This is a genomic window from Corynebacterium sp. MSK071, from assembly GCF_030232125.1.
Classification (GTDB): Bacteria; Actinomycetota; Actinomycetes; order Mycobacteriales; family Mycobacteriaceae; genus Corynebacterium; species Corynebacterium kefirresidentii.
The window spans coordinates 124,407-143,576 of record NZ_JASPJA010000007.1; the positions used below are offsets into that span (position 1 = coordinate 124,407).

Sequence of the window (19,170 nt, forward strand, 5' to 3'; positions counted from 1 at the left end):
CGATGGTCAATGACCGCTATCGGAGAGGCGAGATCATCGGCGCCGGCGGCATGTCTGGGGTCTATGCTGCCGAAGACACCGTCCTAGGCCGCCAGGTTGCGGTAAAGATGCTCCGCCCGGAAATGGCGCGCGACGTCAACTTCCGGGAGCGTTTTTACCGCGAGGCCCAGAACTCGGGCAAGTTGAATCATCCCAATATCGTGGCGGTTTATGACACCGGGGAAACCGAGCTGGATGGCATGACCATCCCGTATATCGTCATGGAGCGGGTCAATGGCCGCACTTTGCGCGATATTATTCGCGAGGATGGAGCACTATCCGCCCAGGAAGCGGCCGATATCCTCAAACCGGTAGCGGATGCACTGCAAGCCTCGCACGAAGCCGGCATTATCCACCGTGATATCAAGCCGGCGAATATTATGCTCACCAACACCGGCCAGGTGAAGGTGATGGACTTCGGCATCGCTCGCGCCTTGGATGATTCCACCTCGGCGATGACGCAAACCTCCGCCGTTATCGGCACCGCCCAATATCTTTCTCCCGAGCAAGCCCGCGGTAAGAATGCGGATGCCCGTTCGGATGTCTATGCACTGGGCTGCGTGCTCTACGAGGCCCTTACCGGTCAGACCCCATTTGAGGGCGAAACCCCGTTTGCGGTTGCTTATCAGCACGTACAGGAAGAGCCGACACCACCGTCGGAGCTCATCGCGGATCCTTCACTAACCCCCACCCAGCGCGTCAACATTGATGCGGTGGTGCTTACCGCAATGGCGAAGCACCCTGCGGATCGTTATCAATCCGCCTGGGAGATGGCCGGCGATTTGGAACGCCTGCGCAATGGACAGGTCACCGCGGCAGCGCGCATGCATGTTAATGAGGACGAGGTCGAGCAGCCTACCGAGATGGTGGGAGCCGCCGCGGCCCCTGCGGCAGCGCACCGCGCACCGATTCAATCCACCCGCCCCTCCGAAGAGGATGACAAGCAGGGCGGCGGCTGGATGAAGTGGTTGGCTGCCTTCTTGGCCGCCCTCTTGGTAGCTATCGTGGGCTACTTCGCATGGGACTTCTTCTCCAATGACAAGGAGGATCCCGAAAAGCCACGCCAGACCCAATCTGCCCCGCACGACAAGATCATCGTGCCAGAGGTGGAAAACCGCCCGCGCAATGAGGTGGTTAAGGAACTCGAAGACATGGGCCTGCAGGTTACCGTCAATGAGGAAGCTAACCCGGATATCCCTCGCAATAATGCCATTCGCATCAATCCCGCCCCGGGTTCCGAGCTGCAAAAGAATGCCTCAGTAACGTTGACTGTGTCCTCCGGTAAGGAAATTACAGATGTCCCGGACATTACCGGCATGACCTTGGATGAAGCCTCCCAAGCCCTCGAAGAGGCGGGCTTGGCACTCAACTCCGACGTTTCGGAGGAAAACGATGAAGCACCAGCCGGCCAAATCATCAAGCAGGATCCGGCCGGCGGCACGCAGCTGTCTAAGGGATCGAAGGTACGGGTGACGGTATCTAAGGGCGTCGAAAAGAAGCGCGTACCCAATGTTTCCGGAATGAATGTAGAAGATGCCCAGAGCCGTCTCGAGTCCAATGACTTTGATGTAGACGTGCGCGAAGTCGATTCTTTGGAGCCGAAGGGCACGGTGCTGAGCGTATCCAATGAAGGCGCGGAGCTGGAAAAGGGCAAGCCGGTCACCGTTGAGGTCTCCAATGGCATGCTCTTTAAGGCTCCTGACCTGGTAAGACAGAGTCAGAAGCAGGCCGAAGATGAACTCCGCGCGGCTGGCTGGACTGGCCAGCTGGTGCCGGGGGAGCCCGTGCCTACCGGCGCGCTGGTGGATAACAATAAGATTGGCTGGGCCTCTGTGAATCCAGGCGATACCATGCGTAAGGATCAAAACATTGAGGTTCGCCTGTGGAATTTCGACCCCGCTGCACTTCTGCCGCAGCCATAGCTGCTGGTATCCTAAGGTCTCAGTACGAACTTAGATAAGAACTTAAATCTAGAAAAGGTATCTTATGCCGAAGTCAAAGATTTCTCAGAGCTCCTCCGTCCCTACCTCGAGCTCTGCTACCAACCGCACCCCCGTCAAGATCAATTCGGAGGGCACCCCGAAGTGGTACGTAGCCATCATGCTGGGCCTGATGGTCATCGGCTTGCTGTGGCTCGTGGTCAATTACCTCGCTGGCCAGGACATCCCATTCATGGCGGACCTCGGCGCTTGGAATTATGGCATCGGTTTTGGCTTGGCCATCATCGGCCTGCTGATGACCATGGGGTGGCGCTAAGCTAGACCTCCCAGCCTGTTCCCTCGCTCCCTGCTTCCTGTAGGTGGCGAGGGTTTTTCATATCTAGGAGCCACATGTCTCGCCACATTTTTGCTGCTGGCCTCATCATTTCTGTGGCCTACGCGGCCGTGCACATCGCGTTTGCCGACCCCACCCTACTCACCGGCGCCGCTCCCCTCCGCCTTTCCGTGCGCAACTACCTAGGCAATGTCCTGGGCTCGGGCATGGTGTGGGGAATCTTTAGCTACCTCATAGGCAAGAATTATTCGGGCCGGTGGCTCAAGGCACTCCTGGCCGGTACGGGAATTATCGTTTTGATGCTGGCCGTGCACTACGCCTTGCTCGTGGTCTTCGGTGTGTACAACTGGCGGGAGGCATTTGAGTACAACGCCCAGTGGTTTATCCTGGCGCTCATCTCTGGACCGGTATTGGGGCTGGCCGGCGCGGCCTCGGCCCAGTTCCGGTGGTTCGACTATCTCGCCGTCCTGGGCTTCCTCCTCGAGCCTGTCATAGCAGGGCTCGTCCCAGGCAGTTCCTACTTGCCCCGCACCACGACCATCACTGAGTACTTCGCCGCTGCGACTCTCTGGCTCATCGGTGCGGGCCTCTTTTTCTGGCAGCGCCGCCTTTCCACCCGCTGAGCGCTTCCTCGGCGGCCCACCATCCCGGCATACCGTGCACACCAGCACCGGGAGCGGCGGAGCTGGAGGCCATATATACTCCCGGAGCGAGGCGATGCGGATGGGGCGAAAGGCGTGGCCGCAGGAGAGTTTGCAGCCCAGTCATGGATCCGCCGGCAATATCGCCGCCCACCAGGTTGGGATTCCACCGCTCCAGCTCGGCTGGGCTAGTGGCGTGGGTAGCCAGGATGGTATCCCGAAAACCGGGGGCAAAGCGTTCGATCTGCGCAGTAATCAGCTCGGTTACCTCACCCGGATAGCGCTCCGCATAGCCGCGCGGGACGTGCGCATAAGTCCACAGCGTAAGCCCACGGGAAGGGTCGGCCACGTATTGTTGGCAGGCCAATACTAGGGGTCGCTCGGGCATGCGCCGCTTGCCGACGTCCCCCTCTGCCCTACAGATCTCCTCTACCGTGCCTCCCACGTGCACGGTGCCGGCCTGGCCCACGCGCGGGTCGGTCCACGGCACGGGCTCGCTGAGGTGGAAATCCACTTTAAAGACGGCGCTGCCATATCGCCAGCGCGCCAGGCTCCGGCGAACACGGCTGGGAAGCTCTAGCCCACGCAGCCCCAGGATCTGCTGCGGGGTCAGGTTCAGAATAATCGCCTCGGCTGCGGGCAATTCCCGCAGGTCGCGAACCTCGCATCCGGTGTGGAGGCGCGCATGATGGGAACGGAGGAGGTTTAAGAGGGCGTCGATAAGAGCGCCGGTGCCGCCCTCCACCACGGGCCAGCCGCGGGTCATGCCCAACCCGCCAAAGAGCAAGCCGAATGCGGAGGTAAATGGCCTCGTAGGCGAGGTAATCGCGTGGACCGCGCTGCCCGCGAAGAGGGCGCGGGCCTGTGGCGTAGCCAAGACCGCTCGGCCGAGCTGACTGGCGGGCAACGTTCCGGCCGCACCGAATTGCGCCAAGCGCATGGGGCGATCGGGCCAGCGCACCAGTGGCGTTAGTGCATTCGCCACATGCTCATCAATATGCCGGACAATGTGTCCGTGCAACCGCGTCCATGCGTGAGCATCGACTCCCAACTCCGCGGCCGTATCCGCCAAAGAACTCTGCAGGATTCCGGCCGGGGCTCCCTCTAACGGATGGGCCATGGGATAGGAGGCGTTAAGCCACCGCAAACCATGGGATTCCAGATCAAGGGCGTGGAACGCCGGACTCGCCACGCCAAAAGGGTGCCCGGCCGCTCCGAGATCCACAATCGTCCCCGGAAAAATCTCCGTCGAGGAGGCTGCCGCGCCACCAGCCCAGCCGGCCCGTTCGTAGATATCCACGCTCCAGCCAGCCATCGCCAAACGCGCCGCGGCCGTGAGTCCATTAGGTCCTGCGCCGACGATCGCAGCGCGAGGTTGATAATCCACAATGCTCCTTATGCAGGTCAGTACCCAAATTTATCAGTCTTGCTCACACAGTGGGAAGAAAGTTATCCACAGGCTGTGGAGAAAGCCTGTGAAATGTGAAATTCACACAATTATTAACACCCTGTGGATAACTGTTTTCACGGACTTCCACAGGCGGATTTTCTTACTTTCGCACAGTCTAGACCAGCGTGATCAGGGAAAACTCCGGAAAAGCGTTCGGTAAATTACAAAAATGTAGTTATCCACATTGTGGATAAACATTGTGGAATTCTTTCGCACATGCTTTCCGGTGATCAAAATTCACAGTTATCCCCAAAACCCAGCTTGTTGGGCTAAGAGCGCGAGGATTACCGCGGCCACCACAACAACACCGCCCCAACGAAGGACAGGGCTTTTTCGATAGAGAAAAAGGCTCAACACGAGGCCTGTGCACAACCCACCCAAGTGTCCCCACAGGGATACGCCATTGGCCAGGAAGGTATAGGCCACGTTCGCCACAACCAAGGCGATGGGCGCGCGGAGATCGAGTCCGCGCTGGCGATAAGCACCTACCAGCATGACCATGAGCGCGAATAGCGCGCCGGAGGCGCCGACGGTGGGGGTATTGAAGTCGAATTTCAAGATCATGGCAGACGCACCTAGGCAAGAGGTGAAATAAGCGGCAAGATACAACCCAGTGCCAAGCGTCCGCTCCACTTCCCTGCCTATGAGCAAGAGCATGATCATATTCACCGCCAAGTGACCCGCGTCTAGGTGCATGAACTCCGAAGACAGCGCAGTCTGAGGGCGGAAGGGATAATCCGGTCCCCACAGGCCCCAATCCGCTGCGAGCGGGGAATCATAGAAGGTGGCTCCTAGCGTGCGCGCCTGCACCGCGGTAATCAGCCAAGCGATGATGCACACCGCGGCAATGAGCGCGGTCGCTGGGGTAGCGCGGACATAGTTTCTCACCATGGTCATGAAGTTGTCAGTCCTTTAGGCGGGGTCTGGCTGTGGATAGCTCGGGAAAACTGCAACGAGCCCGCCGCCGCACGAATAATGCGGTGACGGGCCCGAGGAAAAAGGCGATTACGCGATATCGATGGACTCGATAACAACGTCCTCGTGCGGACGGTCCATGCGGTCGGTATCCACCTTGGCGATCTTGGATACAACCTCCTGGGAAGCAGCGTCAGTTACCTCGCCAAAGATGGTGTGGTGGTTGTTCAGGTGCGGGGTCGGCGCCACGGTGATAAAGAACTGGGAACCGTTGGTGCCTGGGCCGGCATTAGCCATGGCCAGCAGGAATGGGCGATCGAACTGCAGCTCCGGGTGGAATTCATCCTGGAACTGGTATCCCGGGCCACCGCGGCCGGTGCCGGTCGGGTCGCCGCCCTGAATCATGAAGTTATCGATGATGCGGTGGAAGATTGCACCGTCATAGAACGGGCCGGACTGCTCGCCCTTTGCGTTCTGGGAGGAGTAGTCCTTCTCGCCCTTGGCCAGGCCGATGAAGTTTTCAACGGTTACCGGTGCATGGTTACCGAAGAGATCGATAACAATGTCACCGTAGTTGGTATGCATCGTTGCAGTTGCGGTCTTCTGAGTCATGCCAGCCATTGTAAAGAATTTAACGCGTGCCTGCCGCGCATGACATAACGCTGTCAGCGATCGCGCTAGCCTGAAGGCATGATTCGCGCGCTTCTTTTTGATCTGGATGACACCTTGCTCGATCACACCCGCGCGGCCCGAGACGCGGTGGATCAGTGGTGCCGCAAGCTCGGCCTGCCCGAGGGCCAGCATGCGCGGTTCGCGGCCATCGAACGAAAGTGGTTTCAAGCCTATGAGCGCGGCGAGGTCTCCCACCACGGCCAGCGCGCGGAGCGCTGCCGCGAATTCCTCGGCCGGAACATGAGCGATGCCGAGGCGCTGGCCGCCTATGACGGCTATCTTTCCGCCTACCGGGAGCAATGGCGCGCCTTTGCCGACGCCCTGCCCACCCTCACCTGGGCCCTCGAATCCGGTTTTCAGGTCGGCATACTCACCAACGGCGAGCGCGAAATGCAGCAGGCGAAGCTGGAGGCTACGGGCCTTGCGCTTGCCGACGTCCTCCTCATCCCCACCGTCGACCTCGGCTGCCCCAAACCACAGCGGGAGGCCTACCTCGCTGCTTGCCGCCAGCTCGAAGTGGCCCCCGCAGACACGCTCATGGTGGGCGATTCCCTGGCCAACGACGTACAGGGAGCTCGCACAGCGGGTCTGCATGCGCTCCACCTCGATCGTACCGGTAAGGGAGATCTCAGCTCGCTTAGTGCGCTGAGAGAGGTTCTCCCCCAAAGAGCCAGCTGACCACGATGGCGCCCGGATCGATAACGCCCTTGCTGCGATCTCCCAGGTAGGAGGCGCGGCCTTTCTTTGCCGCGAGATCCTCGGTGTCGAGGGCGCCGGCATGGGCGGCGTCGAAAAGCTCCTGCAAGGTCTCCGCGTCCGGATCCTTCGCACCTAGCTCGCGGGCTTTTTCTGCGGCCGGAATGAGGGCATCTAGCATGGTGCGATCACCGCGCTGGGCGCCGCCGAGCTCGTGGATTAATTCAGCCGCTGCATTGAGCCCGTCCGCCAGCGACTCCGCCCGAGCCAATTCATTAAAGAGCGTGCCGAATACAGCGCCGGAGGTACCACCGGCGAGGACGAGCAGGCGCTTGGCCAGCCCGGTGAAGATCTCGGTATCCCTGCCGCGCAGGGGGAGCTCAATGCCGCCGAAGGCCGCCTCCATGTTCTGGCCAAAGTCGCCGTCGCCGGCTTTGCGGTCCAGCTCAGTAAGCGCCTCGAAGGAGGCTTGGAGACGCTCCACAAAGGCGGTGAGCCACTGGTTCTCCTCGCCCTCGGTAGGAAGTTCATCCTGGAAGGTGATGGTGGCGGGTTCTACCGCCTTCGCGCGGCCCAGGGCATGGGGCCAGGCAGGGGCGGCAGTGGGGGCGTCGATAAGCTCGAGCAGCTCCGCATCTGCCTTAAGCAGCGTAAAGGAAGCACCGTGCATATTGACCGCGGTGACATAAGAACCCACCAACGACCGAGCTACGGTGACGCCTCGCTGGGCCAGCTGCGCGGCGGCCTCACCAAAGAGCAAACTCAGCTCCAGCGGGGTGGTGCCGCCTAAGCCGTTGACCAGGCATACCACTTCATCGCCTTGACCCAGCTCAAGGGCTGGCACGATCTTATCCAGGACCTGATTCACGATGGCGCTCGCGCTATCTACCTGCTCGGTATGCGTGCCCGGCTCACCGTGAATGCCCACTCCCACCTCCATCTGACCGGTTGCAAGATCAAAGGTCTCACGGCCGGTAGTCGGCATAAAACCGGCACCCAACGCCACGGACATGCTGCGAGAATTATCCGCAGTGCGCTGCCCTAATTCAGCAACCTTATCCACGTCGTCGCCGCGGTAGGCAGCAGCGCCTGCGACCTTTTCCACCAGGATGGTTGCCCCCGTGCCGCGACGGCCGGGGCCATCCTCGTGGCCATCAGTGGCAAGATCATCGGCTACCAACACCGTGCGCGTGGTTACCGCCTCGGCAGCATTGCGAGCGACGGTGAAATTCATGACGTCTCCGGTGTAGTTTTTCACCACGTGGACTACTCCCCTGCCTTGGTCAGCCCACTGGGTGGCCTCGCTGACTTGCACCGCGTTGGGGGAGGTAAACAGCAGTCCCGGACAGGCCGCAGCGAGCATGCCTTGGCCTATGAAGCCGGCGTGCATCGGTTCATGACCGGAACCGCCACCGGAAATCACCGCCACTGCTGGATCACCGTCTTCGGTGCGCAGCGATGTGGTGCGGCCGATGAATCCGACGTCGTGCCAGCAGGCATCGGGGTGGTTGGCGATGAGCCCGGCAAGGGCATCAGAAAGGAAGGTGTCTTGGCTATTGCGGAATGCGGAGTGATTCATACTCCCACGCTAGTGATGTTTCTTACCCGAAAGCCAAGACGAGAAAAGAAACATACCGGTTCCATTCGGACACCCAGCTGATTCGCAGCATTTTCGCAATGTGCAGAGGATACTAAAGAAAGCACTACGAAAGGATCCACACATGGATTTCTTGTCCTCCCTCCACAACCTTATGGATGCAGGCTCCCTGCTCCACAGTTTTGGACCCTATATTCTGCTCGGCGTAGCCGTGGTCATCTTCATCGAATCCGGCGTGCTTTTCCCCTTCCTGCCGGGCGATTCGCTGCTCGTTACCGCCGCAATCCTGCGCCACGAGCTAGACATCAATGCCTGGCTGCTCTTTGTCGTAGCAGCAGTGGCTGCCTTCGCAGGCGACCAAGTGGGCTTCTATTTGGGTCGCCGCTTCGGGCGCAAACTCTTCAAGGACGATGCCCGCGTCCTGCGCACTGAGCACCTCGATAGCGCAGAAGACTTCTTCCAGCGTCACGGCCCGGTGGCCCTCGTATTGGGCCGCTTCGTACCAATCGTGCGCACTTTCGTCCCCTTCGCCGCCGGCACCGCGGAAATGGGCTACTCCTCCTTCTTGCGCTGGAATATCCTCGGCGGCATCGGCTGGGTAGGCTCCATGCTGCTCGTCGGCGTACTTCTGGGCGGTATCCCCGGCATCGCCCACTCCATCGACATCATTATGCTCATCGTCGTGGCAATTTCTGTGCTGCCAATGATCATCGGGTGGATCAACAAGCGCCGCAAAGCAAAGCGCGAAATCCCGGCCAGTTAAGGGCAAGTTGCCCATTTCCCAGCCGGGATTCTATGAGGCTAAGAGGACTTAGAGGGAATCACGTACCTCATCGCGGGCCAGAACCATATTGCGTAGGGAGGCCTCGGTCTCTTCGTAGCCGCGAGTCTTAAGGCCGCAGTCCGGGTTAACCCACAGGCGCTCGACCGGTACGTGCTTGAGCGCGGCGCGGATGAGCTCGGCCATCTCCGCCACGGAGGGCACGCGTGGGGAGTGGATATCGTAGATGCCCGGGCCGATCTCGGAGTGGAAGGTCTCGTCAATATCCTCCAGCAGCTCCATGCGGGAGCGGGCCGCCTCGATGGAGGTGACATCGGCATCGAGGCCGGCAACGGCATCGATGATTTGGCCGAACTCGGAGTAACACAGGTGCGTGTGGATCTGGGTGGTCGGCTTGGCCTCGAGTGCAACGAGGCGGAAGGAGCGCACGGCCCAATCCAGGTAGGCCTTGCGGTCTTCCTCACGCAAAGGCAACAGCTCGCGCAGGGCGGGCTCATCGATCTGAATGATGTCGATGCCGGCCTCTTCCAAGTCACGGACCTCATCCGCCAACGCGACGCCGAGCTGGTCCGCGGAGACGGACTGGTGCACGTCATCGCGAACGAAGGACCAAGCCAGGATCGTCACCGGGCCGGTGAGCATACCCTTGACGTGGTGCTCCGAGAGCGACTGTGCGTACTTGGACCACTCGGTGGTCATCGCAGCCGGGCGGGAGATGTCACCTACGACTATTGGCGGGCGGGTGCAGCGGGAGCCATAAGACTGGACCCAGCCGTTTTCGGTGGTTACGAAGCCATCGAGCAGCTCAGCAAAGTACTGGACCATGTCATTGCGCTCCGGCTCGCCGTGCACGAGTACATCGAGGCCGAGGCGCTCTTGCAGCTCAATGACGGACTTGACCTCATCCTTGAGGGCGGAGTTGTAGTCGGCGTCGGAAAGCTCGCCCTTGCGGTGCGCCGCACGCGCTTGGCGGATTTCCTTGGTCTGTGGGAATGAACCAATGGTGGTAGTCGGCAGCTGCGGCAGGCCGAGTTCCTTTTGCGCCTCGTTGCGCTCGGCAAAGGCAGGCTCGCGCTTGACCTCGCCGGCCGGCAGCTTCTCGATGCGCGCCTTCACCGCCGCATTGTGGATACGCTCAGAGTCAGCACGGGTGCGCACTGCGCGGTCGCTGATGTTGTACGCCTCCGGTGCCTCCAGCGGACCCTGGGAGAGGGCTACGACTTCCTTGACCTTCTCGTTAGCAAAGGAGAACCACGTAGCGACGTCGGCAGGCAGCTTGGTTTCTGCCTCCACGGTGTGCGGCACATGCTGCAGGGATACGGAGGTAGACACGGAGAGGGAGTCAAGGCTTCCCTCTAGGTCCTCGTACTTGGAGCGCAGGTCACGTAGGTTGGCGGCCCAGACATTGCGGCCGTCGATAAGCCCAGCAACCACGTGAGAGTTCAGCTTCTTCACGCGCTCAAGGTAGCCCTCATCGAGTGCCAGGGTGCCCACGGAAAGATCCACCTGGACGGCCTCTGGCTTAAGTTCCGCCAGAACGTCAAGGCCCTTGCGCGCGGAGCCATACGGGGTGGTGAGGTAGACCTGCGGGCGGTTGTCCGCGCCCAAAATGGCCTCGTAGGCGCGCTTGGTGTGGGCGGCCAGTTCCTCATCGTTGGCAATGGTCAGGTCCGCTACCAGGGCAGGCTCAGCCAGCTGTACCCAATTCACGCCGGACTTATCCAGCTCGGCCAGTACCTCCTGATATGCCTTGACGGCATCATCCAGGCGGTCGAGCGGGGACTTGGTAGCGCCCTCGGCCTGCTTGGACAGGGCCAGCAGGGTAACCGGGCCGACGAGGTATGGGCGCACGGTGTGGCCTGCTGCGCGGGCTTCTTCCACCAGCTTGATAACGCGCTGTGGGTGCGCTTTGAAGTCCTGGCCATCAGCAATTTCCGGGACGATGTAGTGGTAGTTGGTATCGAACCACTTAGTCATCTCTAGCGGCGCGGTGTCCTTATTGCCGCGGGCCAAGGTGAACTCATCATCCAAGGTTTCGCCGGCTACGGCGCCTACGGTCAGTGCGGTCTCGAGCACCTGGTCGTAGTAAGCGACGTCGGCAGGAATGGCATAGTCCTCAGTAAGACCGAGGTCGCGCAAGCGGTTATAGGTGTCCAAGCGCAGGGAATGTGCGGCGGACTCGAAGGTTTCCGCATCGATGCGGCCGGCCCAGTAGGATTCCAGCGCGCGCTTGAGTTCGCGGTTAGCGCCGACGCGAGGGTAGCCCTCAATTGTCGCCTTGGGGAAGTTAGTGTTCGTCATTGCTTACTCCGATTCGAGATAACAGGTCTTGGGTAATGTCGGGATTGTTGTGGGTATAGATATGGAGGCCGTCCGCGCCGCCGGCCACGATGGTGCGGGCCAATTGGGCGGTAAGCTCCATGCCGATTTCGTATTCCTCTTCTGGGGTTGTCGCTGCCGCGAGCTGAGTGCGCACCCTCTCGGGTACAGTCAGCCCGGACAGCTGGCCCATTCGCTCCAACCGGCGCAGGCTGGTCATGGGCATAATCCCCGGAATGAGGGGGATTTTCACCCCGGCCAACTCCGCCCGTTGGGCGAAGCGGAGGAAATCCTCGGCGTCAAAGAAAAGCTGGGTGATGGCAAAGTCCGCGCCGAGGCGCTGCTTATTAAGCAGGACGTCGAAGTCCTCGTCCTCGTTCTTGGATTCGGCATGGCCGCTGGGGTAGCACGCCACGCTTACCGCGAGGCGGCCGGCGGCAAAGCGGGCCGCCTGGTGACTTTCCAACTCACGGATGAGGCGAACCAGTTCATCGGCATGCTGGAGGTAGTGCTCTGGCATGCCCCCTTCGGGGAGGTCGCCGCGCAGGGCCAGCAGACCGCGCACGCCAGCATCTACCAAGCGATTAATCCACCCGATGAGCTCATCGCGCGAGCCGGCCGTGCACGCCAGGTGCGCCAGCGGACGCATGGAAGTGTTCTGCGAGATCTTCTCGATGAAGGCCGCAGTTCCTTCCAACCACCCGGAGCGCTGAGAGCTGGTCACAGCGATGTAATCGGGGTGATAGCTTTCCAGCACCTCTAATAAGCGGTCGATTTTGGCGGCATCGGCATCGTGGCGCGGTGGGATTACCTCGAAAGAAAGGGCGAGGCGCTCAGGCACATGGGACTCCTCTTCGCTTTCATAATCCAAGGGCGCGGAAGCCGAAAGTCGCGGGCTCATGGTCACCTCCTTTGCTGGTCGTCGTCGGTATGTTGAGAAAACGTACCAAGCTGTTCAGTTTGCGCGGTAGCGATTTTGCAATGGTATTACCATTGCAAGCCTGCAAACTGCGAGGTTGGCGAAAAATTGGCTGAATAATAATCGCACATTCTGAACCAAGCGGTCTATTTCTGGCACGTTCCCCCTGCACGCCTTCGCGCTCACGGTGGTACACCACCCGACACGTCACTATGCTGGGTGAAAGCGAATTGATAAATCTGAGTTAAGGAGTGTTCCACCCCATGAACCCCACGACACTGAACGTGGCCTTCAAGACCGCATCGAACCTGTGGAGCCAGTTCAACAACTACCGCGAAGAAAAGTCCCGCGAAGCCTACACCGCCCTGGAGGAGGCCGCGCAGAAGATGGACGAGCGCGATAACGGCAGCTTCGCCGAGTCCCGCCGCCAAGCGGGCGCCGTCACCCGCGCCGCACACTCCCGCCTCGAGCGTGCCCTAGAAGAGTTCAACAACTACCGCGAGGACGCCACCGAGCGCTTGAACGACGCCAAGGAAGAGGCCACCAAGAAGGCTAAGAAGGCCCGCAAGCAGGCCAAGAAGGATTCTCAGAAGGCGCAGAAGAACCTCAAGAAGAAGTCCGCCAAGGTAGCCAAGAAACAGAAGAAGCAGAAGTCCTCCAAGGGCTGGATCTTCGCCGGCATTATCGCTGTGCTTTCCGCCGCGGCCGGTGCCGCCTACTACTGGCTGCGCTCCAACGACAAGCCATCCCAGACCCCACCGCGCGTGGATGACTTCCAGTCCGCTTCGCACACCGCCCCTGAGTCCACCTTGGTCTACACCTCCACCAGCGAGAATGACACCCAGTCTGACCTCGTTGAGGAAGGCGCCGTACGCGATGAGGAACTGCTAGGTTCCATCGATGAGCAGCTGGCCAAGCACCGCGAAGAAGAAGCAGCTCAGCCAGCCGATACCACCCGCATTACCGATGACCACCAAAACGAGGGCAAGCACCGCCTGTAGGTCAAAGAATAAATACGCTTTCCACCCCGCCGTGGGGGTATATTCAGCGTTGCCTAGATCTCATTTCTTTGCTTAGACAAAAATCTCTTGATTGAATTCCCACATTAGGGATCTTTCTACAAGGAGATGAACAATGAGCTTTGAGACCCTTACCGTCAAGCTCAAAGACGGCGCAACGTACTACTTCCCAGCGGGTGCGGTGTCTAAAGACCCTTCCTCTCGCGTGGATAACCTGCGCTTCGCCATCGATAACGGAACCACTTTCCACTCCGTAGACGAGGCCGGTATCGAGCGCGAGTTTAACGGTCACGACGTCCGCAATTACCACCTAGCCTAAGCGGCAGCCGCATCCCTTCCCACAGGTCACTGGCCTGTGCGGAGGGGATTTTCGCATGCGTACCCCGTGTGCACCACTGGCGACTATCGTGGATTCCATGGAACTTCGCGCAACCCAAGAATCTGACCGCACCTATCTCGCCCGCCTCAACTTCCTCACCGATACTTTCGGCGACGAGCACGGCGAGCTCTCCCCTGACTTCGCCGCTGATTTTGCCTTCTACGTGGAAAATTGGGATCCCAACCAGGGCGGTTTCATCGCCTGGGAGGAGCTTGTCCCGGCCGGTGGCGTGTGGCTCAATTGGGGCACGGAGGACAACCACGGCTTTGGTTTTGTCGAGCCCGCCATTCCGGAGATCGCCATCGCGGTTGAGGCCCGCTATAAGGGACAGGGCATTGCCACCGCGCTTATCGACGCCGCTATTTCCCTCGCCCACACCCTGCATGCCCCCGGCATCTCCCTAGCCGTCCACCCCGATAATCCCCGCGCCAAGGGGCTTTATGAGCACCTCGGCTTCGAACACGTGGGCAGCCACGAGGGTCACTTTGTGATGCTGAAACGCTTCTAAAGCGAGCGCAGGCGGGCGTGCGTTACGTAAATCGGCTCATTATCCACGGCCGTCTTAAATTCCTCGGTCAGCCCGGCCATAACCGCCTCGCGCGCCTCTTCGCGAGTGCCGTGAAAGCTCATGACCTCGCCATCCACTGCGGCCTCGCCACGTTTGCGCACCACAACGTATTCTGCGCCCTCCGGCGCCGAAACTTTCTTCTCTGTGGAGGTAAAGGGATCGTTGTAGCGAACGTTGGCGGCCATGGTTAGTCTCCTAATGGTTTCGCGTAATAGTAATAATTCCCCACTTACTGTACTTAAAGTTTCCTCCCCGCGACCTTGCACTATCTGTCCGGACTTCCGAAGATCAGGACTTTTGTCCATCTAAACCCCATTTTTCGTCGACGGTTTTGCTGGTTTAGATGGACAAAAGGCGCGACATAAACGTATATCCACCCATTGCATTGAAAAAGTCCGGCGCCCTCCGAAGAGGAAGCCGGACTTCATGCTGTGGAGCATAGGAGAATCGAACTCCTGACCTTCTGCTTGCAAAGCAGATGCTCTACCAATTGAGCTAATGCCCCAGTGCCTACACACTTTACTACCGCAGCCGAAGCAACCACAAACCGCTCAAAACCCAGATCTCTCAAATCACTTTGGACACTTTAGGCATGTCCTATCACTTTGGTTACATTCGGGCGCTAGGGTCATGGGCACATCATGTCCATTTTCCCTCATTTTTAGGAACACTATGCGCCGCATCCTCACCTCTGCACTCACCGTGCTTATTGCCGCCGCCATGCCAGCAGCCGCTCATGCACAGTTACCGCAAATCCCACGATTGCCTGCGTCTTCAAGCGCGGATATTCAAGGAGAAATCAACCATCGCCTCGAGGATGCCCGCGCACAGGTCGAAGATTTCAGCTCCCAGGCATTTCCACACACTGCCCCCGGGAAGAAGGCACCCGCCGCCCCAGCTCCAAAGAAGCCGCAGCCGCGCAGCGAAGGTGGCGTCGACTGTGCCAACTGCGTAGCTATCACCTATGACGACGGCCCCGGTGCCGAGACCAACCGCCTACTGGACAAGCTCAAGGCGAAGAACGCGCACGCAAGCTTCATGGTGCTAGCCCCCAACGCGAACCAGCATCCTGAGCTGCTCAAGCGCATGAAGGCCGAGGGCCACACCATCGGCAACCACACCAAGAGCCACCGCCAGCTCAACACCCTGTCTTATGACCAGGTATCCCAGGAAATCGACGCCGGCAATGCCGCCATCACAAAGGCCACCGGCCAAGGCACGCGCTGGGTACGCCCGCCTTATGGCGCGACCAACGCGACCGTGGATCAGGCCACCCGCAATAAGGGTGTCTCCCAAGCGCTGTGGGACGTCGACACCATGGATTGGAAGGACCGCAACTCCGACCACGTCTGTTCCGCGGCCGTGCAAGGCGCCCGCGCCGGTTCCATTGTTTTGATGCACGATATCCACCCCACCACTGTGGATGCCGCAGATTGCGTCATCGACGGTCTGCGTGCCAAGGGCCTCGAGCCCGTGAGCTTGGATCGCCTCCTTCGCACCCCCGTGGCAGGTAAGCGCTACTACGCTCGAGGTTAATGATTGATTTTGCCCTGACTGCCGACGCCGTCGCTCCCCAACTCCTCGGCTGCACCCTCACCCATTCCGGGGTCAGCATTCGCCTTACAGAGGTGGAAGCTTACCTCGGGGCCGAGGACTCCGCGGCACACACCTTTAAAGGAAAGACCCCGCGCAATGCGGCCATGTTCGGTCCGCCGGGTAAGTTCTACGTCTATATTTCTTACGGCATCCACCGCAACGTCAATATCGTCTGCGCCCCTGAAGGGACTGGCCAGGGCTGCCTGCTGCGCGGCGGTGAAATCATCGAGGGTGCCGATATCGCCTTCGCTCGCCGCGGCACCACTGATTTTCATAATCTCGCCCGCGGACCAGGAAATTTGGGCAAGGCCCTAGGCTTCACGTTGGAAGATAACCACCAACCGATTCAGATTGTAGAGCGAACCTCCGAACCAGAATGGGTACGCGGACCGCGTATCGGTATCTCTAAAAACCAAGAAGCGGCCCTACGGTTTTGGATCCCTTTCGATAAAACCGTCTCGGCCCGCCGCGGCTATCCCAAGCAATAGCCCCGCAAAGTGCGCTGCTTAATAGCGCCCACCATAACGCTCATCATTCTCAATGGCCTTTATGATCCGCTCATTGATCTGCAGCATCTGGCGGATCTGCGTGCGGGTCAGGTTATCCACCACGGACCTCCTCGCCTGCTTAGCGTGTCTAGGCGCGGTCTCTACTACTTTGTCCCAGCCGCTATCCGTGAGCTTTGCCATGGTGGTGCGGCCATCAGTCGGGCACGGCTGGCGCACGACCCACCCCTGCTTTTCTAGGCGCGTAACGACCTGGCTCAAGCGAGACAAAGATCCATTGGCCGTAATCGCCAAATCACGCATACGCATCTCGCGATTTTCCGCCTCAGATAGCCGAGAGAGCACCGTGTATTCAAAAAAGCTCAGGCCTGCGTCATCACGCAGCTGAGCATCCAAAATATTGGTCAAGCGAATATTTACGCTCATTAAGGACATAAATGATGCGAGCTCTTCATCATTTAGCCAGTAGTCATCGCGCTCGGTCATGGGATTTATTCTATCAACATGGCTTTAATTTTAAAGTGACTCGCCATTGTCCTTAATACAAAGGGCTTTAGTGCACAGAGGACGGATCGATCGGCCGCCGCCCTCTCGGCAGCTTTTCCACCACCAAACGATAGGAGTCCGTGACTAACTCCTCTACCAGCCGTTCGTGCAGATCTGCGTGTGGATAGACAGAAACCCAATGCCGCTTATTCATGTGGTAGCCCGGCGCAATGAATGGATACTGCTGCTGTAGCGCTTGGCAGTCCTCCGGCTCGGCCTTAATGATCATTTGCTGTTGACCGGTCACCGCTGTCAACAGCAAGAAAATTTTGCCGCGTACTTTAAATACGTCCCAGTCGGGACCAAAAGGATGCAGCACCTGCGAACCGAGCATCTCTTCGGCGCGCTGCCGCGCAACCTTGTAGATGCCGCTCCCGTCCAACATCGCCCCCCATTTCGTTGTTAGCAGTTCCACCTCAGGGCACCGAAGATTCATAGCCTGTCCACCCGATTGGGCGGGTTATGTTTATTTCCGTTCCCTCCGTCTGAAAGGACAGTAGAACTAGTCGCTGGCTTCGGTATGGCTTATTCCCGCCCCTGTCTGAAAATGATCCGGGGGTGATGCCGCCGAAGACAGTGACATACTCAAACAGCTCAATAGGAACCTGACCCAGCCCAGGTGGTATGAGGTCTCACAGTAATGTAGATGCCAGTACTAAGTATGTCCGACCACCCCCAGCGATGAAGCTCAAATAGTCCAACTTCTAATTCATCGCTAGGAGGAACACACCCATGGCCTATGACTTCGTCATTGGCGTGGACGTCGGCAAATACTTCCACCACGCCTGCGTCCTCGATCCCCAAGGCAGGCAAGTCCTGTCCAAACGCATCAATCAGCATAAAGGCTCGCTCCGCAAGCTCTTCGGCCAATTCCTCGCCGACAACACCTCAGTCCTTGTCATTGTCGATCAACCCAACAACATCAGCCGATTAACCGTCGCAGTCGCCCAAGACATGGGGGCAGACGATCGCTATCTACCAGGGCTTGCGATGCGACAGCTCTCTCGCATCCACGTCGGCAACTCAAAGACCGATGTACGCGACGCCTACGTCATCGCCCATGCCGGTCTTAACCTTCCAGACGCCCTGCGCAACGTCGACCGCGTTGAGGAAGTCTTTACCCAGCCAAAAGTTCTCAACGGTATCGACGAAGACCTCGCCCGAGCCTACACACGCCAAATTAACCAGATGCGATCCGCGCTCGTGGGAACCAATCCTGCATTCGAACATGTCCTGCGCGGACAGATGATTCACCGAAAATGGATCCTCCACCTACTTGCAAAATACGGCGGCCCCACCAAGATTCGACGCATCGGTAAAACACGCCTAGCAGCCTTTGCGCGCAGTCACAAAGCACGCAATCCCGAGCCTGTCATCAATGCCATGCTTGCTGCCATCCACGGACAGACCATGTCCATTGCCGGCGCAGAATACGCCGAACTTGGCGTAGCAATGTCCGCCAAAGACGCACTGGCCAAACTCGAGCATCGCAAGGAAATCGAAGCACAGGTACTCAAGCTCATTCAAGACATTCCTCAAACCGAGATTCTTTTATCCATGCCCGGCATCGGCCCACGTAGCGCCGCGCAGATCCTCATGACTGTTGGCGATATGTCCGACCTCCCCGATGCAGCGCACCTAGCGTCCTATACAGGCCTATCACCACGGACAAATCAATCAGGAACGTCCATTATGCCGAATTCACCCAACCGCGCTGGCAACAAAAATTAAAGAACGCCCTATGGCAATCGTCTTCTGCATCGACCAGATTCCACGAGCGTTCCCAGCAATTCTATGAACGAAAACGCAAAGAAGGCAAAAGACACAACGCCGCAGTCGTCGCACTCGCACGCCGACGCCTCAACGCTCTCTTCTCCATGATGCGAAACGGCGAGCACTACCGAGACATCTCTACAGCTCAGGAGGCTGCAGCAGCCTAAAGCCAACAGACCCCCATCCAAGCCGATTGCACAGCAAGCCCAACCGGCTCCTCAAGGTACCCAAAACAACATCTACGAGACGAAGCAGAAACCCTTCACACCCCCAACAAGCCCACCCACGGAGTTGACAACCTATATAGGAACACCCCCCTTTTCGAGACTGGCTTAGCCGTTGTCTTCAACGATATCGTCCATCCAAAACTCGGTTTTCGTCGACGGTTTTGCTGGTCTATATGGGGTTAAGGGTCAAAAAGTGTGTCCGGAATCGCGGATTTTCACGGATTGACCTGTAGGTTTCCGGAAAGTATATGCT

At 59.1% G+C, this 19,170-nt stretch carries 19 protein-coding genes, 1 tRNA gene and 1 pseudogene; 11 read left to right on the forward strand and 10 right to left on the reverse strand.

The features are described from left to right. The first annotated feature begins 2 nt into the window (after positions 1–2). The 3 genes from pknB to QP990_RS07695 all read left to right on the forward strand — a co-directional run bounded on the left by pknB (position 3) and on the right by QP990_RS07695 (position 2,936). On the forward strand, positions 3–1,961 hold the full coding sequence (gene pknB, locus QP990_RS07685) for a Stk1 family PASTA domain-containing Ser/Thr kinase (RefSeq protein WP_284798868.1): 1,959 nt from the start codon (positions 3–5) through the stop codon (positions 1,959–1,961). Between the two features lie 64 nt (positions 1,962–2,025). After that, entirely contained in the window at positions 2,026–2,295 is a 270-nt protein-coding gene (crgA, locus tag QP990_RS07690; protein WP_005326260.1) for a cell division protein CrgA, read from the forward strand. 74 nt (positions 2,296–2,369) lie between these two features. Then, positions 2,370–2,936: a hypothetical protein gene (locus QP990_RS07695; protein WP_284798870.1), complete on the forward strand. Its 567-nt coding sequence runs from the start codon at positions 2,370–2,372 to the stop codon at positions 2,934–2,936. On the opposite strand, the gene QP990_RS07700 is transcribed toward QP990_RS07695, so the two are convergent. From QP990_RS07700 to QP990_RS07710, 3 genes are all read right to left on the reverse strand, one after another. After that, positions 2,887–4,341, reverse strand: a complete 1,455-nt coding sequence (locus QP990_RS07700) for an NAD(P)/FAD-dependent oxidoreductase (RefSeq protein WP_284798873.1) — start codon at positions 4,339–4,341, stop codon at positions 2,887–2,889. The genes QP990_RS07695 and QP990_RS07700 overlap by 50 nt on opposite strands. Positions 4,342–4,647: 306 nt before the next feature. Next, positions 4,648–5,301: a rhomboid family intramembrane serine protease gene (locus QP990_RS07705; RefSeq protein ID WP_023020221.1), complete on the reverse strand. Its 654-nt coding sequence runs from the start codon at positions 5,299–5,301 to the stop codon at positions 4,648–4,650. A 108-nt stretch (positions 5,302–5,409) separates the two neighbouring features. Continuing rightward, entirely contained in the window at positions 5,410–5,940 is a 531-nt protein-coding gene (locus QP990_RS07710; protein ID WP_034656094.1) for a peptidylprolyl isomerase, read from the reverse strand. A gap of 69 nt (positions 5,941–6,009) precedes the next feature. Here QP990_RS07710 and QP990_RS07715 point away from each other — a divergent pair, with 69 nt between their 5' ends. Further along, complete coding sequence (locus QP990_RS07715) at positions 6,010–6,669, forward strand: HAD family hydrolase (protein ID WP_034659790.1); 660 nt, start codon at positions 6,010–6,012, stop codon at positions 6,667–6,669. Here the strand turns inward: QP990_RS07715 and QP990_RS07720 are convergent. Next, positions 6,629–8,266 carry a dihydroxyacetone kinase family protein gene (locus QP990_RS07720; protein WP_023020219.1) on the reverse strand — a complete coding sequence of 546 codons (1,638 nt, stop codon included), beginning with the start codon at positions 8,264–8,266 and terminating at the stop codon, positions 6,629–6,631. The two genes, QP990_RS07715 and QP990_RS07720, sit on opposite strands and share 41 nt — an antisense overlap. A 142-nt stretch (positions 8,267–8,408) precedes the next feature. On the opposite strand from QP990_RS07720, the gene QP990_RS07725 reads away from it, so the two are divergent. After that, positions 8,409–9,047, forward strand: coding sequence for a DedA family protein (locus QP990_RS07725; protein WP_023020218.1), 639 nt, complete (start codon positions 8,409–8,411; stop codon positions 9,045–9,047). 48 nt (positions 9,048–9,095) lie between these two features. On the opposite strand, the gene metE is transcribed toward QP990_RS07725, so the two are convergent. After that, the gene (gene metE, locus QP990_RS07730; protein ID WP_023020217.1) at positions 9,096–11,366 is read right to left on the reverse strand and encodes a 5-methyltetrahydropteroyltriglutamate--homocysteine S-methyltransferase; all 2,271 of its coding nucleotides are present in this window, start codon (positions 11,364–11,366) and stop codon (positions 9,096–9,098) included. Beyond that, positions 11,353–12,285, reverse strand: a complete 933-nt coding sequence (locus QP990_RS07735; protein WP_023020216.1) for a methylenetetrahydrofolate reductase — start codon at positions 12,283–12,285, stop codon at positions 11,353–11,355. Before QP990_RS07735 ends, metE begins: the two co-directional genes overlap by 14 nt. Positions 12,286–12,566: 281 nt before the next feature. Here QP990_RS07735 and QP990_RS07740 point away from each other — a divergent pair, with 281 nt between their 5' ends. The 3 genes from QP990_RS07740 to QP990_RS07750 all read left to right on the forward strand — a co-directional run bounded on the left by QP990_RS07740 (position 12,567) and on the right by QP990_RS07750 (position 14,209). Then, the gene (locus QP990_RS07740) at positions 12,567–13,304 is read left to right on the forward strand and encodes a hypothetical protein (protein WP_023020215.1); all 738 of its coding nucleotides are present in this window, start codon (positions 12,567–12,569) and stop codon (positions 13,302–13,304) included. Between the two features lie 133 nt (positions 13,305–13,437). Next, complete coding sequence (locus QP990_RS07745) at positions 13,438–13,641, forward strand: hypothetical protein (RefSeq protein WP_005329698.1); 204 nt, start codon at positions 13,438–13,440, stop codon at positions 13,639–13,641. 97 nt (positions 13,642–13,738) lie between these two features. Then, positions 13,739–14,209 carry an N-acetyltransferase gene (locus QP990_RS07750; protein WP_239207865.1) on the forward strand — a complete coding sequence of 157 codons (471 nt, stop codon included), beginning with the start codon at positions 13,739–13,741 and terminating at the stop codon, positions 14,207–14,209. On the opposite strand, the gene QP990_RS07755 is transcribed toward QP990_RS07750, so the two are convergent. Together QP990_RS07755 and QP990_RS07760 are read right to left on the reverse strand one after the other, a co-directional pair. Beyond that, complete coding sequence (locus QP990_RS07755) at positions 14,206–14,454, reverse strand: hypothetical protein (protein ID WP_005329702.1); 249 nt, start codon at positions 14,452–14,454, stop codon at positions 14,206–14,208. The genes QP990_RS07750 and QP990_RS07755 overlap by 4 nt on opposite strands. A 247-nt stretch (positions 14,455–14,701) precedes the next feature. Beyond that, positions 14,702–14,774, reverse strand: a tRNA-Ala gene (locus QP990_RS07760). Between the two features lie 167 nt (positions 14,775–14,941). On the opposite strand from QP990_RS07760, the gene QP990_RS07765 reads away from it, so the two are divergent. Further along, a complete protein-coding gene (locus QP990_RS07765) occupies positions 14,942–15,805 on the forward strand; it encodes a polysaccharide deacetylase family protein (RefSeq protein ID WP_239207725.1) in 864 nt (287 codons plus the stop codon). Then, positions 15,805–16,353, forward strand: a complete 549-nt coding sequence (locus QP990_RS07770; protein WP_239207724.1) for a DNA-3-methyladenine glycosylase — start codon at positions 15,805–15,807, stop codon at positions 16,351–16,353. Before QP990_RS07765 ends, QP990_RS07770 begins: the two co-directional genes overlap by 1 nt. 18 nt (positions 16,354–16,371) lie before the next feature. Here the strand turns inward: QP990_RS07770 and QP990_RS07775 are convergent, their stop codons facing one another. Both QP990_RS07775 and QP990_RS07780 read right to left on the reverse strand, forming a co-directional pair. Further along, entirely contained in the window at positions 16,372–16,857 is a 486-nt protein-coding gene (locus QP990_RS07775; protein WP_284798887.1) for a MarR family winged helix-turn-helix transcriptional regulator, read from the reverse strand. 67 nt (positions 16,858–16,924) lie between these two features. Continuing rightward, entirely contained in the window at positions 16,925–17,332 is a 408-nt protein-coding gene (locus QP990_RS07780; RefSeq protein WP_239207723.1) for an MmcQ/YjbR family DNA-binding protein, read from the reverse strand. Between the two features lie 317 nt (positions 17,333–17,649). Between QP990_RS07780 and QP990_RS07785 the strand changes: the two are divergent. Next, a pseudogene (locus tag QP990_RS07785) lies at positions 17,650–18,857 on the forward strand (IS110 family transposase). Positions 18,858–19,170 lie beyond the last annotated feature (313 nt).

What these genes read in the sequence shown, in the direction of transcription:
- QP990_RS07770 (WP_239207724.1), top strand. Translation starts at nt 15,805, where the DNA reads ATGATTGATTTTGCCCTGACTGCCGACGCCGTCGCTCCCCAACTCCTC.
- QP990_RS07705 (WP_023020221.1), bottom strand. Translation starts at nt 5,301, where the DNA reads ATGACCATGGTGAGAAACTATGTCCGCGCTACCCCAGCGACCGCGCTC.
- crgA (WP_005326260.1), top strand. Translation starts at nt 2,026, where the DNA reads ATGCCGAAGTCAAAGATTTCTCAGAGCTCCTCCGTCCCTACCTCGAGC.
- QP990_RS07725 (WP_023020218.1), top strand. Translation starts at nt 8,409, where the DNA reads ATGGATTTCTTGTCCTCCCTCCACAACCTTATGGATGCAGGCTCCCTG.
- QP990_RS07750 (WP_239207865.1), top strand. Translation starts at nt 13,739, where the DNA reads ATGGAACTTCGCGCAACCCAAGAATCTGACCGCACCTATCTCGCCCGC.
- QP990_RS07765 (WP_239207725.1), top strand. Translation starts at nt 14,942, where the DNA reads ATGCGCCGCATCCTCACCTCTGCACTCACCGTGCTTATTGCCGCCGCC.
- QP990_RS07735 (WP_023020216.1), bottom strand. Translation starts at nt 12,285, where the DNA reads ATGAGCCCGCGACTTTCGGCTTCCGCGCCCTTGGATTATGAAAGCGAA.
- QP990_RS07745 (WP_005329698.1), top strand. Translation starts at nt 13,438, where the DNA reads ATGAGCTTTGAGACCCTTACCGTCAAGCTCAAAGACGGCGCAACGTAC.
- QP990_RS07720 (WP_023020219.1), bottom strand. Translation starts at nt 8,266, where the DNA reads ATGAATCACTCCGCATTCCGCAATAGCCAAGACACCTTCCTTTCTGAT.
- metE (WP_023020217.1), bottom strand. Translation starts at nt 11,366, where the DNA reads ATGACGAACACTAACTTCCCCAAGGCGACAATTGAGGGCTACCCTCGC.
- QP990_RS07710 (WP_034656094.1), bottom strand. Translation starts at nt 5,940, where the DNA reads ATGGCTGGCATGACTCAGAAGACCGCAACTGCAACGATGCATACCAAC.
- QP990_RS07695 (WP_284798870.1), top strand. Translation starts at nt 2,370, where the DNA reads ATGTCTCGCCACATTTTTGCTGCTGGCCTCATCATTTCTGTGGCCTAC.
- QP990_RS07775 (WP_284798887.1), bottom strand. Translation starts at nt 16,857, where the DNA reads ATGACCGAGCGCGATGACTACTGGCTAAATGATGAAGAGCTCGCATCA.
- pknB (WP_284798868.1), top strand. Translation starts at nt 3, where the DNA reads ATGGTCAATGACCGCTATCGGAGAGGCGAGATCATCGGCGCCGGCGGC.
- QP990_RS07715 (WP_034659790.1), top strand. Translation starts at nt 6,010, where the DNA reads ATGATTCGCGCGCTTCTTTTTGATCTGGATGACACCTTGCTCGATCAC.
- QP990_RS07755 (WP_005329702.1), bottom strand. Translation starts at nt 14,454, where the DNA reads ATGGCCGCCAACGTTCGCTACAACGATCCCTTTACCTCCACAGAGAAG.
- QP990_RS07740 (WP_023020215.1), top strand. Translation starts at nt 12,567, where the DNA reads ATGAACCCCACGACACTGAACGTGGCCTTCAAGACCGCATCGAACCTG.